Consider the following 12872-nt stretch of genomic DNA (forward strand, 5'->3'; position numbering starts at 1 on the left):
CGTTGACCAGAATCCCCAGCGGCCCCAACTCCCGCTCCACCCGGTCCACCACCGACTCCACCGCCGCCACGTCGCTCACGTCCGCGACGAACGGGATGACGCGCCCGCCGGCGGACGTGATCTCCTGGACGGTGGCGGAGAGGCGCTCGTCGCCGAGGTCCACGGCGGCGACCGCGGCGCCCTCGGCGGCCAGTGCCCGGACCACGGCCGCGCCGATGCCCTGCGCCGCGCCGGTCACCAGGGCGACCCTGCCGTCGATTCCCGTGAGGTCCATCTCGTCCTTCCTCGTCACGGGCCGGGCTCGCCGGTGGCGGTGCGCCGCCGGTCGGATCGCGGGCGTGCGGGAGCTCGGTGTCCTCCGGCCCTATGTCAAGGATCTTGCGCTCCGGGCGGGCGGGTCCACATTCCTGTCCCGTTCCTGCCGATCTGCCGCGGGTGGGACAGAAATCCCCGTCGTCGCGAGAAAGTCGTGGGTTTCCCGCGGTGACGGGCGCGGCTAGGGTGAGGTCGCCCCGCTCGACAGCCACCCACCCGGCCGCTCCACGCCCGTTCTCCCGCCCGCCCCTGGCAGGCGCGTGGCGCGGTCCGTTCCACGAAGAGGAGAACAGTGTCCGCAGACACAGATTCCGCCTCGGCGGGCGGAGACGTCCAGGACGGCAGACGGTGGAGCAGACGGGGCGTCGGCGCCCTGTTCGGCGCGGCCGTGGCGAGCACGGCGGTCGCCGGGAGGGCGGCGGCCGACAGCCCGCCGGAACGGGAGTTCCACGCGGAGGCCGGGCCGGGCACGTCGACCGGGCCAACGGGGCCGACTGGGCCAACCAGGGGACGCCCCAACGTCCTCGTCGTCCTCGCCGACGACATGGGCTGGGCCGACCTGAGTTGCTACGGATCTCCCGACATCCGCACACCGCATCTCGACGCACTGGCGCGCCAGGGAGTGCGCTTCACCAACGGCTACGCGGCGGCCGCCCAGTGCTCCCCCACCCGCTTCGCCCTGTACACCGGGCGTTTTCCCGGCCGACTGCGGGGAGGGCTGGCCGAGCCGATCGCCAGCCGTGACGAGCGGGAGGGAATCCCCGCCGACCACCCGACGCTGGCCTCGCTGCTCAGGGCCGCCGGGTACCGGACAGCCATGCACGGCAAGTGGCACTGCGGGTTCCTGCCCTGGTACAGCCCGACGCGGTGCGGGTGGGAGGAGTTCTTCGGCAACTTCGCCGGCGCGCTGGACTACTACTCGAAGGTCAACCACCTCGGCGAGCACGACCTCTACGAGGGCGAGGTCCCGGTGCGCTCGCTCGCCTACTACACCGACGCCCTCACGGACCGGACCGTGGAGTTCCTCCGCCGACCCCACGACCGGCCGTGGTTGCTGAACCTGAACTTCACCACCCCGCACAGCCCGTGGGAGGCGCCGGGCGACACCGCGGTGAGCGAGGAGCTCACCCGCCGCCAGCTCGCCGGCGACAGGTGGGCGATGTTCCACGTGGACGGTGGTTCCCTGACGACCTACGTGAAGATGGTGGAGAGCCTCGACACCGCGCTGGGCCGGGTGTTCCGCGCCCTGCGCGAGAGCGGGCAGGAGCGGAACACGCTGGTCCTCTTCGCCAGCGACAACGGGGGCGAGCGGTTCTCCTACCAGTGGCCGCTCAGCGGCGCGAAGGACTCGCTCCTGGAGGGCGGGATCCGGGTGCCCACGATCCTGCGGTGGCCGGCCCGGGTCCCGGGCGGCCAGGTCAGACACGCGCCGGTGGTGACGCAGGACTGGACCGCCACCATCCTGGAGGTCGCGGGCGTCGTGCCGGCGCCGACCCACCCGCTCGACGGCCGCAGCGTGGCCGGCCACCTCCTGCGGGGAGAGCCGGCGCCGGACCGGGACCTGTTCTGGCGGACGCGGCGGTTCCGGGCGTTGCGGCGCGGCCGGTGGAAGTACTACCGCGGTCCCGCCCTGTTCTCCGGCGAGGTGACCGACCACCTCTTCGACCTGGAGACGGACGTCCGCGAGCAGGCCAACCTCGCCGCGCGGCGTCCAGCGATCCTCGCGGACCTGCGCGCACGCTGGGAGAGAATCGACAGCGAACTGCTGCGCTATCCCTGATTTCGCTCTGGCACAAAGGAAAGGCTCCCCACCTCCGGGTGGGGAGCCTTCCTCGACCGGTGGGTCAACAGAGGCTGGGGAAAGTCGCCGGGCCAGCTTCGGACGTCGTGTCCACAGTGGACTGAACTCAACCGGGGCGGCGTGCCGGAGCCTGGGGGCGGAACAGGAAGTCGAGGCGCTCGACGCGGTCGGGCGGCAGGGCGTGCTCGGCGGGCACGGTGATCGGTTGGGAGCAGTGGGCGCACGACAGCATCGAGGAGAGCTGCCCCGAGGCGAACCCGATCGTCGTCGCGCGGGCGGTCAACACCGGGGCGGTCCGCACGGTCAGCGTGCGGGTCGCGGCGTCGTAGGAGTAGCCGGGTCCGCTGTGGCTGCCGCCGATCGCGGCCCCGTTCACCCAGACCCCGGTCGGCGGGTCGACGTCGCGGAAGCGCGCGGTCCACGAGCGCCGCGTGACCTGCCCCGGGTAGTAGCCGTGCGCCGCGCCGATGGTGAGGTTGCCGGCGTGCCGGCCGTTGTCCTGGTGGTAGCGGATCGGCGTCGTCGTGTGCTGGCCGTGCCGGTACCCCAGGCCCTCCCCCGCGTCCTCGTACAGGTCCAGGGCTCCCGCCCCGCCCTGCGCGACGTCGACGGTCACCGCCGTCATGGGACGTTGGTCGGAGTGGTCCACGTAGTCGGAGCGGGTGGTCAGGATTCCGCCGGCACGAAGGAAAACGGGCATCCTCGACAGGTCCGAGCCGATCGTCGCCGTGCCCGGTCCGGTGTACCGCCGGCCGGTGAAGTAGTCCACCCACGTTCCCGGCGGGAACCAGACCGGCGTCTCCACCACGCCCGTGCCGGGGCGGGTCACCGGCGCCACGAGGACGTCGTCGCCGTAGAGGAACTGGTGCGGGTGGGCGTACGCCTCGTCGTGCTCGGGGTAGTTGAGGTAGAGCGGCCGCACCATGGGCAGGCCGGTGTCGTGGGCCTGCCGGGCGAGCGAGTACGAGTAGGGCACGAGACTGGACCGCAGGCGCAGGAACCGCTCCGCGGATTCCTGCGCTGGGCCGGGATAGTCCCAGGGCAGTCGGAGACCGTGGTTGGAGTGCAGGCGCAGGACGGGTTGGAACGCCCCGAGCTGGACCCACCGCGCGTACAGGTCGTCCGGGAGGCGATCCCCGTTGTGCGCGCCGATGTCGTGGGTGACGTAGGGGTTCCCCGTGTTGCCGTGCGCCGCCGTGTAGGCCGCGGCGAACGCCAGCAGCTCCCAGGAGGAGTTGGTGTCGGCGGTGAAGTGGATGTTGTAGCGGTGCTCGGCCCACGGACCCTGCGGGTACTGCCGGCTCTCGCCGTAGCCCGTGAAACCGCTGCCACCACGGGCATAGGTGAAGCCGCGCAGCCCCCGGTGCTCGTCGCGGAGGGCGTACTGCGCGTTCAGCCAGGTGTCCGGGGTGACGCCGTCGATCTCGACCCGGCTTCCGTCGCAACACCAGTCGTTCCACCACGTCCGCACGCCCTGGTCCTCGAACGGCCGGTGGAGGTCGAAGTAGGCGCGGAGTTGCTGCTCGTCGCTCCAGTCGAAGACGAGGCACTCGGTGGGGCAGTCCCCCTGCGGGAGGTCCTTCCCCACCGTCGCCCGCACCTGGGCGTACTTCGGGTCGCGCGGGCTGATGCTGTTGTGGACGTTCAACGCCACCCGCAGGCCCTGTTTCCTGGCCCAGGACAGGAATCTCGTCGGCTCGGGGAAGAGGGAGGTGTTCCAGTTCCAGCCGTTCCACGCGTCGGGGGACTTGTAGTCGGTGTCGACGACCAGGACGTCCAGCGGGACCCGCTGCCGCCGGAACCGGGGCAGCAACTCGCGCTGGACGTCCGCGGCGGAGTACGGGTGGTAGCGGGAGAACCAGTTGCCGAAAGCCCAGCGGGGCAACAACATCGGTGGCCCGGTGAGGTCGCGCAGGTCCCGCAGGCCCTGCCGGTAGTCGTGGCCGTAGCCGAAGAAGTAGCCGTCCTGGTACTGGCCGGAGTGCGGCGGCCGGGGCGTGAGCGAACCGTCGTCGGACACCAGCGCGGTGCGGGAGTCGTCGAGCAGGTACCAGCCCTCGCGGGAGAGCAACCCGTCGTGCAGGGGCACCGGGCCGGACGCGGTGTCCAGGCTGCGGCGCCAGCCGCCGAGGTTGCCGGGGGACGGCGCGCCGGCCCCGCTGCCGTCGGCGAAGCTGGGGCGGGCCGTGACCGGCCGCTGGCCGGCCGCCAGGTCCACGGAGAGGTTGCCCGGCCCGAACGGCGTCCCGTCCTGCCGGTGGCGGAGGGTGAGCCGCTCGGTGCGGATGACCCGCGTCCCGTCCTCCACCCACGTGTCGAACGCGGCGCCGGGGAAGTCGCGGTTGACGGCGTTGAAGGACAACCGGTCCTCGAACCTGCCCTCCGGCGAGTACTCCAGCCGGACCAGCGTCGGGGACAGCACCATGAACCGGGTGGCGCCGTCGACAACCGTCGACTCCGGCGCCCGCGCGCGGGCGGGCGGCACGGACAGCACCGAGGTCGGTGTGGTGGCCGCCGCCGACAGCACCGTTCCGGGCGATCCGGCCAGGCTCAGCGGGAGCACCACCGTCATCAGCAACGCCAGTGCCCGACCCACAGTTCCGGCGACCCGACCCACCAGCCCATGGTGACACCCAAGCCCGCGCTCCACTCCGGACAGCCGCCCTGGCTGTCGCCGGAAAGGGTTAGCCCGCCGCCGGGTGCTCACGAGCTCGCCAGATCGTCCACTGCGGACTCGATCGCCCGGTGGAAAGTGGGGTAGGCGAACATCATCCGCCGCAGCCGGCTGGTGGGAACCTCCCCGTGCACGGCGACGGCCAGCGCGCCCAGCACCTCGCCGCCGTACGGGCCGACCACGGTCGCGCCGACCAGCACGCCCCGCTCGGCGTCCTCGACCACCTTGACCAGCCCGGGATGCCCGCTCCGGTGGATCCAGCCCCGCGCCGAGGTGGACAGGTCGGTCTGGCCGGTCCGCACCGTCAGCCCCCGCTCCCGGGCGGCGGCCTCGGTGAGCCCGACGGAACCGATCTCCGGGTCGGTGAACGTCACCCTCGGCACGGCGCGGTAGTCGGCAACCTCGCCGTCGCCGTCCTTCCCGTGACCGCCCTCGCCGAGGATGTCGGCGGCGGCGATCCTGGCCTGGTACATGGAGACGTGGGTGAACGCACCCCGCCCGGTGACGTCCCCGACCGCCCACACCCCCGGCGCGAGCCGCATCCGCTCGTCGACCGCCAGGGTCGCGGCCTGGTCGTCGACGCCCAGCACGCCCACCCCGAGCGCGGCGAGGTCGGTGCGGCGGCCGGCGGCCACGAGCAGGCGCTGCGCCTTGAGCTCCTCCCCGGACTCCAGGGTCGCGGTGAAGCCGCCGCCGGCGCCGTCGTGGTCGAAGCGGCGGACCTTCACGCCGGTGCGCACGTCCACGCCCTCGGCCCGGAACACCTCGGTGAGGATGCGGGACGCCTCGGGCTCCTCGGCCGCGACCAGGCGCGGTTTGACCTCCAGCACGGTCACCCGGCTGCCGAACCGGGCGAAGACCTGCGCGAACTCGCAGCCGACCGGGCCGGCGCCCAGCACCAGCAACGACTCCGGCGGGCGCTCGGCGGCCACCGCGTCCCGGTTGGTCCAGTACGGGACCTCGGCGAGGCCGGCCACCGGCGGAGCGGAGGGCTCGGTGCCCGGGTTGAGGACGATCGCACGGCGGGCCCGGAACACCTGCTCGCCGTCGGAGGTGGTCACGGTGGCCTCGCCCGGCGCGGTGATCCGACCCCGGCCCCGCACGAACCGGCCGCCGGCGTCGGCGAACCGCCGGACCGCGACCTCGTCGTCCCAGTCGTCGGTGGCCTCCCGGCGGATGCGGGCCGCGACCGGGCCGAAGTCCGGGCGCGTCTCGGCCGAGCCGGCCAGCCCGTCCACCCGGCGGGCCTCGGCCAGCGTTTCGGCCGCCCGCACCATCATCTTCGTCGGCACGCAGGCGTAGTACGGGCACTCGCCGCCGAGCAGCCGGGCCTCCACCCCCACGACGGTCAGCCCGGCGCGCGCCAGGCGGGAGGCGACGTGCTCGCCCCCCGGCCCCATCCCGACCACCACGACGTCCACGTCCTGCGCCGGCATCTGTCGCTCCTCCCGGGCCGGCCGCCCGCCGGGCGGGAGCACCGGCGGGCCGGCCCACACCGAGCAGCCCAGCACAGCGGGTGGGGGCGCGCAGCGAAGACCCCCGTCCGGGCGCATCACCCGCTTCGGCGGCGGCGGAGCACCGCCCAGGCCTGCGATGCTGCGGGTATGACCGTGGTCACCATTCCGATCCTGCCGAGCCCCGACCTCGACGCCACCGCGCGCTTCTACGCCACGCTGGGATTCACCACCCAGGAGCGGCATCCCGAGTACCTGCTCGCCAGTCGCCCCGACGGCGCGGAACTGCACTTCTACGAGCAGGAGAAGGTGGACCCCAAGACCGACGCCGGCGGGTGCTACCTCCGGTTCACCAGCGCGACCGAGGCCAGGAGCCTGCACGAGACGTGGTCGGCGCTCTCCCTCGACGGCGCCCGCCTGGACGCGCCGGTCGAGACCGACTACGGCCTGCTGGAGTTCGCGCTGGTCGACCCGCACGGCAACCTGGTGCGGGTCGGCGGTTTCCTGGGGCACTAGACGGCGGGTCAGGCCGGGATGGACCGGACCAGGCCGCCGTCGACCACCAGGTCCTGGCCGTTGACGTAGGCCGCGTCGTCCGAGGCGAGGAACGCCACCGCGGCGGCGACCTCCTCGGGGAGGCCGAACCGCTTCGCCGCGACCTGGCCGCGCAGCCGGGCCGCCTCCGCCGGATCCAGCGCGTCCTCCGGGTACATCGGCGTGTCGATGAAGCCGGGGCTGACCGAGTTGACCCTGATCCGGCGGTCGGCGAGGTCGGCGGCCAGCGTGCGCGCCAGGTTGTGCACGGCGGCCTTGGTCGCCGAGTACAGCGAGCACACCGGCAGGCCGCGGTGGAGCGTCCACGACGCGTTGATGACGATCGACCCGCCGTCCACGAGCAGCGGCAGCGCCTTGCGGATGGTCAGGAACACGCCCCGGAAGTTGACGTCGACCACGTGGTCGAAGTCCTCCTCCGTGAGGTCGGCGAACCGCTTGAACACCCCGACGCCCGCGTTGGCGAACACCACGTCCAGCCGGCCGAACCGCTCGGCCGTCGCGCGCACCAGCTCGTCGACGTCCGCGCCGCGGGCGACGTCGGAGCGGACCGCCAGCACGCGGTCCCCGCCGTCCAGCGACTCGACGGCCGTGCGCAGGCGCTCCTCGTCCCGACCGGTGATCACCACCCGCGCGCCCTCGGCGAGCAGCCGCCGCGCGGTCTCCAGCCCCATCCCGCTCGTGCCACCGGTGACCAGCGCGACCTTGTCCGTGAAACGCATCGTGCCTTCCTTCCTCCCCACCGCCTGCGGCGGAATGTCCGTTGTGGACGCCGTGTCAGTAGCGCGTGCCGACCGGCGGCGGCACGGCGTCCAGTTCCGCCAGGTCGTCGGCGGTGAGCACAAGATCCACGGCCGCGAGGTTGTCCCTGAGGTAACGCGGGTTCCTGGTGCCCGGGATCGGGATCACGTGCTCGCCCACGGCGAGGACCCAGGCCAGGGCCACCTGGGCGGGAGTGGCGTCGTGCCGGGCCGCCACCCGGCGGACGACGTCCACGATCCGCTCGTTGGCCGCGATGGCATCGCGCCGGAACCGGGGATTCGTGGCCCGGAAGGCGTTGTCCTCCAAGTGATCCACGCTGACCGTGCCGGTGAGGAAACCCCGGCCCAGCGGGGAGAACGGCACGAGGGCCACCCCGTTCGCCGCGCACCACGCGACCACGTCGCCGGAGTCGTCCGTCCCGGCGTAGGCCGCGTTCTCGTACCCGGGGCCGGGTTGGCCGAGCGCGTCCCTGGTCCACAGCGACAGCTCGGACTGGATCGCGGCCACCGGGTGGACCCGGCGCGCCCGCTCGGCCTCCGCCACGCTGACCTCCGACAGGCCCAGCCGACGGACCTTGCCCTCGGCCACCAACTCGGCCATCGCGCCCCAGGTCTCCTCCAACGGGACCTCGGGGTCGACCCGGTGGCGGTAGTAGAGGTCGATGACCTCGACCCCCAGCCGGCGCGGGCTCTCCTCGGCCGAGGTCCGGACGTGGCGGGGAGAGCCGTCGCGACGCATGGTCCGCGTCGTCAGGTCCTCGACGACGAGCCCGGTCTTGGTCGCGACCACCACGCCGTCGCGCAGGCCGGCGATCGCTTTCCCCACCAGGGATTCGTTGTGCCCGCCGCCGTAGACCTGAGCCGTGTCCACAAAGGACACCCAGCGTCTTGCGGGACACCCGCACCCGGTCGATGTCAGTGAGCGGAGAAGAACCATGGTCGCTCACCGACATCTCCACTTGCGACGGCCTTTCTGATCACAGTCACCGAGCGGTCGCCGTCGCGCTCGGACTCCGACTAGCCCCAGCTCATTCCCATGCAGCCCAAGCCGACCGCGCCCACCTCGGGGCCGTTCGCGCTTAACCGACGTCGTCGCACCACGTCGCCTCCTCGTCGCTCAGACCTGCCAGGTCGGCATGATCCGCAGGTCCGGCACGTTGACCCTGCCCGGCCGGGACGCCAGGAACGCCAGCACGTCGGCCAGGTCGGCGGCGGGCAGCGACGGCACCGCCTCGGCGAACTCGCGCAGCCCGGCTCGGGCCTCCGGGTCGCTCACGTGCTCCCGCAGCTCGCTGTCGATCATTCCCGGCTCGACGTTGGTCACCCGGACGCCCCGGACGCCCAGCTCGGCGCGCAGGCCGGCGGAGAGCTGCGTGACGGCGGCCTTGGTCGCGCCGTAGACGGCGTAGCCGGGGAAGACGACGTCGGCGGAGACCGAGGAGATGTTCACGAGGTCGGCGCGCTCCCCCGCCTCGGCCGTGGCCAGCAGCGCCGGCACGAACGCCCGCACGACCCGCAGGACGCCGGTGACGTTCAGGTCGATCATCCGCTGCCACTCGTCCGTCCGGCCCCGGTCGATCAGGGCCGGCAGCATGACTCCGGCGTTGTTCACCACGAGGTCGACCCGGCCCAGCTCCTCGGCCACGGTCGCGGCCGCCGCGTCCACCTGGTCGGCGTCGGTGACGTCCACCGCCACCGGCAGCGCGACGCCACCGGCCTCGGTGATCGTGGCGGCCAACGCCGCGAGGCGGTCGGCGCGGCGGGCCAGCAGGGCGACCTTCGCGCCGTCGGCGGCCAGCCGCGTGGCGACCGCCGCACCGATCCCACTCGACGCCCCTGTCACGACAGCCACCCGGCCGGCCAGCGGCCCGGACGTCGTGACGGTCACGGCGGACGACGGGTTCGTCATGTTCTTCACTCTCCGGAGGACTCAGAAGTCGTTGTGCCCCACCACAATGCGACCGTCCCAACCGGACAGGGAGATCCGCAGCCACCTAGGACGGCCAAGGCTGGTTCCGCCAGTACCACCCTCCGCCGGCGACGGCGGTGCACACTGTCCCCATGAAGCGAGGGGACCAGTTGGGGGACTTCCTGGCGTCGCGGCGCGCGAAGCTGCGCCCGGAGGACGTCGGTCTGCCGCCGGCCGGCCGCCGGCGGGTGCCCGGCCTGCGCCGGACCGAGGTCGCCCAGCTCGCGGGCGTGAGCGTCGACTACTACATCCGCCTCGAACAGGGCCGCGCCGCCCACCCCTCCTGCGAGGTGCTCAACGCGGTCTCCCGCGCGCTCCAGCTCGACCCCTCCGAGCACGACCACCTGTTGGCGTTGGCGCACAACAAACCCCGACGCCGACCCGCCCAGCAACGCAAGGTGCGCCCGCAGATCCAGCACCTGATCGACGCGATGGACCCAATGCCGGCGATCGCGCTGAACAACCGCATGGACGTCGTGGCGTGGAACCGGATGGCCGCCGCCGTGATCGTCGACTTTGGACGGTTGCCGGCCGCCGACCGCAACATGGCGCGCATGGTCTTCCTCGACCCGGCCGCCCGCGACCACTACCAGGAGTGGCAGAAGGTGGCCGAGGAGACGGTCGCGTACCTGCGCTACTCGGCCGGACAACAGCCCGACGACACGGGAATGGCCGCGTTGGTGGGCGAACTGTCGATGAAGAGCGAGGTGTTCGGGCGGCTGTGGGCCCGGCACGACGTGCGTGACAAGGCCCACGGCAGCAAGCGACTGCGACACCCGATCGTCGGCGAGATGACCCTTTTCTACGAAACGCTGGAACTGCCCGGCGACCCGGGTCTGATCCTGTGCACCTACAACGCGGAGCCGGGTAGCGACTCGGAAATTTCCTTGCGCCTGCTGGACTCTCTCACCGCCCGCGAACCCCGCGACGGCGCTTCCCTTCCGGGAGAGGCGGAATCCCCGGCGAGAAGGACCACGACCACCGGGACCTGAGCCCGCTCAGTCCTCCACGATGGTGATCGAACCGGTGTTGTCGCAGTTCCCGCAACCCTTGCCCTTGCAGTCACCGCACGTGACGGTCATGTCGGCCAGCATCGTTCCCTCCTCTCACAGCCGGAACTTCGCGAGGTGGTCGCGCGCCCACCGAACCCCGAAAAGCCGAAGCGTCTCAGCGCCCCACTCCCCCTCGATGGGCACGTTCTCGAACAACAGCAACGACTTGGCGAAGGTCCCGTGCCGGACGTCCACCTGGCCGGCCGCCTTCGGCCACACGAAGACGAAGTGGGCGTACATGAAAAGCAGGACCTCGTACCCGTCCCAGATTCCACGAAGGGGCCCCTCCGACGGAAAAGGCGCCCGGTACACGGTCGTGGTTCGCCCGTTCCGGTAGGTGAAGGTCTCCGCCCTCACCCCGGGCGGCAGATTCGCCGCGATTTCAGGGAAGTTCACGCCTACAACGATAGGAGCAACGCCCCTGCCCCGAAAGGCCGAGTCGCGTCATCGCATAAAGTCGCGCGCCACCGACCGCAGGAACGCGGCGGCCTCCTCACCCCTGACCGCATGCCCCAGGAAGAACTCGAACAACTCCAGGTGGTACGCGATCTCCTGCGGGTCCCGCAGAACAACCTCACCCGAGAACAACTCCACGGTCACCAACCGGTCGTCATAGACGACGAAGATGTTCATGGGCGGCTCGAGCACCTTCGCGGACTGGAGAATAATTCCGATCTCGACATTCGGCCGCTGCGACACCTCGGCCATGTGGACCGCCTGCCTCGCCATCACCTCGGAGGCGGTTGGTCGCCAACGAACCGCCTGCTCGGTCATCAGGAAGACGAACTTGCGGTCCGGATCATCCAGAACAGCCTGCCGCCGCAGACGAGCCTCAACCAGTCTGTCCAGGTCCCTATCCGACTTCACGGAAGCAATACGGGACAACAGGTCCCGTGCGTACTCGGGCAGCTGCAACAATCCGGTCGGGATAGCGGGCAGGAACTGCCTCACCATCGTGGACTTCTCTGTCAGAGAGCGAAGCTCGTCCTGCTTCCGCCAGATCCCGACACGCGCGTAACTCCGCCACGAGGTGTAATCCACGTTGGCCACACGCGCAAGACCTAACAACTCCTCCACGACCGACGGCGACACCTCAAGCGCCTTGAGAATGCGCTCGACGTCGATGACACTGGGGAGAACGCGGCCAGTCTCGATCCGACTGATCTTCGACTGGCTCATGTTGCAGCGCGCGGCCAGCCGTTGCCCGGACAGGCCAGAAGCCTGGCGGAGGCTTCGCAGCGCCTCCGCCAGGCTTCGTCGTTGGTCTTCCTGCCGCTCAGGCTCGATACTCACCGAACGGAACTGCCTCCGCCAGGGCCAGGTCCCGCCACCGCAGGTACTGATCAATATTTGACGGCGACTCTACCAGTTCCCGATCTCGGAGCGTGCCGTCGGGGTTGAAGTTCAACAGGAGCACAGTGGTCTCGTCAAACAACCAGAAGTCCTGCTGAGGCAGATCCACCTCACGGTCGGTCAGATCGAGAATTCGGTAGTCCTCACCCGCACGAACGTTACGAGGAACACCCCACTCCATCAGGTAGCGCGTGTAATCCGTGAAGGGGCGACGCACGATCTTCACCCGAGTCATGGTCTTGCCCGCGCCGGTGATCTCCTCCACGAGGCGGCGCCACTCCTGGATCGACTCGTCGTCCTTCGGCTGTCCGGCCAGGAACCGGCGCACCCGCTCAGCCTCGCTCGGGATCGTGTAGACCTGGTGTGTCTCCAGCCGGAAAGCCGACTTGACGAAGTTCCGGAAAAAGTTTCTCAAACCTGCCTTGTCAACGGGCACCGTTGGCCCCCTGGTTGTACTCGGCGAACGGAACTGCCTCCGCCAGGGCCAAGTCCCGCCACCGCAGGTACTGGCCAATATCCGCCGACTCCACCAGTTCCGGGTTGCGCGGAGTCCCGTCGGGGTTGAAGTTCAACAGGAGCACAGTGGTCTCGTCAAACAACCAGAAGTCCTGCTGAGGCAGATCCACCTCACGGTCGGTCAGATCGAGAATTCGGTAGTCCTCACCCGCACGAACGTTACGAGGAACACCCCACTCCATCAGGTAGCGCGTGTAATCCGTGAAGGGGCGACGCACGATCTTCGCCCGAGTCATGGTCTTGCCCGCGCTGATGTTGGAACGAACCAGGCCCACCCACTGCTGCGCCGACTCGTCGTCCTTCGGCTGTCCGGCCAGGAACCGGCGCACCCGTTCAGCCTCGCTTGCGATCGTGTACACCTGACGCGTTTCCAGCCTGAACGCCGACCGCACGAAATTCCGCAGGTAATCCCCGAGGTCCACGCC

General features: G+C 70.9%; 13 protein-coding genes. 3 read left to right on the forward strand and 10 right to left on the reverse strand.

The window, feature by feature from the left end:
- Window positions 1-292: SDR family NAD(P)-dependent oxidoreductase (locus BUE43_RS09205; protein ID WP_234995634.1), on the reverse strand; the 292-nt coding region annotated here is incomplete at its 3' end.
- 315 nt (window positions 293-607) lie between these two features.
- Between BUE43_RS09205 and BUE43_RS09210 the strand changes: the two genes are divergently transcribed.
- Complete coding sequence (locus BUE43_RS09210; protein ID WP_083959520.1) at window positions 608-2095, forward strand: sulfatase-like hydrolase/transferase; 1488 nt, start codon at window positions 608-610, stop codon at window positions 2093-2095.
- 127 nt (window positions 2096-2222) lie between these two features.
- On the opposite strand, the gene BUE43_RS09215 is transcribed toward BUE43_RS09210, so the two are convergent.
- Entirely contained in the window at window positions 2223-4733 is a 2511-nt protein-coding gene (locus BUE43_RS09215) for a TIM-barrel domain-containing protein (RefSeq protein WP_073481078.1), read from the reverse strand.
- A gap of 86 nt (window positions 4734-4819) precedes the next feature.
- Window positions 4820-6226 (reverse strand): dihydrolipoyl dehydrogenase family protein, encoded by a 1407-nt coding sequence (locus tag BUE43_RS09220; protein WP_073482476.1) that lies wholly within the window; start codon window positions 6224-6226, stop codon window positions 4820-4822.
- Between the two features lie 168 nt (window positions 6227-6394).
- On the opposite strand from BUE43_RS09220, the gene BUE43_RS09225 reads away from it, so the two are divergent.
- Window positions 6395-6760, forward strand: a complete 366-nt coding sequence (locus BUE43_RS09225) for a bleomycin resistance protein (RefSeq protein ID WP_073481081.1) — start codon at window positions 6395-6397, stop codon at window positions 6758-6760.
- Window positions 6761-6768: 8 nt separating this feature from the next.
- Here the strand turns inward: BUE43_RS09225 and BUE43_RS09230 are convergent, their stop codons facing one another.
- The 3 genes from BUE43_RS09230 to BUE43_RS09240 form a co-directional block, all read right to left on the reverse strand.
- Window positions 6769-7518, reverse strand: a complete 750-nt coding sequence (locus BUE43_RS09230; protein WP_073481083.1) for an SDR family NAD(P)-dependent oxidoreductase — start codon at window positions 7516-7518, stop codon at window positions 6769-6771.
- Between the two features lie 55 nt (window positions 7519-7573).
- Window positions 7574-8428, reverse strand: coding sequence for an aldo/keto reductase (locus BUE43_RS09235; RefSeq protein WP_200797444.1), 855 nt, complete (start codon window positions 8426-8428; stop codon window positions 7574-7576).
- A 246-nt stretch (window positions 8429-8674) separates the two neighbouring features.
- A complete protein-coding gene (locus tag BUE43_RS09240; protein ID WP_073482478.1) occupies window positions 8675-9466 on the reverse strand; it encodes an SDR family oxidoreductase in 792 nt (263 codons plus the stop codon).
- A 152-nt stretch (window positions 9467-9618) separates the two neighbouring features.
- Between BUE43_RS09240 and BUE43_RS09245 the strand changes: the two genes are divergently transcribed.
- Window positions 9619-10518 carry a helix-turn-helix transcriptional regulator gene (locus BUE43_RS09245; protein WP_073481085.1) on the forward strand — a complete coding sequence of 300 codons (900 nt, stop codon included), beginning with the start codon at window positions 9619-9621 and terminating at the stop codon, window positions 10516-10518.
- A gap of 114 nt (window positions 10519-10632) precedes the next feature.
- Here BUE43_RS09245 and BUE43_RS33355 read toward each other — a convergent pair whose 3' ends face one another.
- From BUE43_RS33355 to BUE43_RS09265, 4 genes are read right to left on the reverse strand one after another with little or no spacing between them, the layout of a single operon-like run.
- The gene (locus BUE43_RS33355) at window positions 10633-10974 is read right to left on the reverse strand and encodes a hypothetical protein (RefSeq protein ID WP_143174064.1); all 342 of its coding nucleotides are present in this window, start codon (window positions 10972-10974) and stop codon (window positions 10633-10635) included.
- A 48-nt stretch (window positions 10975-11022) separates the two neighbouring features.
- Window positions 11023-11871: a helix-turn-helix domain-containing protein gene (locus BUE43_RS09255; RefSeq protein ID WP_073481087.1), complete on the reverse strand. Its 849-nt coding sequence runs from the start codon at window positions 11869-11871 to the stop codon at window positions 11023-11025.
- Window positions 11855-12367 (reverse strand): DUF6879 family protein, encoded by a 513-nt coding sequence (locus tag BUE43_RS09260; RefSeq protein ID WP_073481089.1) that lies wholly within the window; start codon window positions 12365-12367, stop codon window positions 11855-11857. The genes BUE43_RS09255 and BUE43_RS09260 overlap by 17 nt, the downstream gene beginning before the upstream one ends.
- Window positions 12357-12869, reverse strand: coding sequence for a DUF6879 family protein (locus tag BUE43_RS09265; protein ID WP_200797473.1), 513 nt, complete (start codon window positions 12867-12869; stop codon window positions 12357-12359). Before BUE43_RS09265 ends, BUE43_RS09260 begins: the two co-directional genes overlap by 11 nt.
- Between the last annotated feature and the right edge of the window lie 3 nt (window positions 12870-12872).

Origin of the sequence: Streptoalloteichus hindustanus (assembly GCF_900129375.1) — a bacterium.
GTDB lineage: Bacteria > Actinomycetota > Actinomycetes > Mycobacteriales > Pseudonocardiaceae > Streptoalloteichus > Streptoalloteichus hindustanus.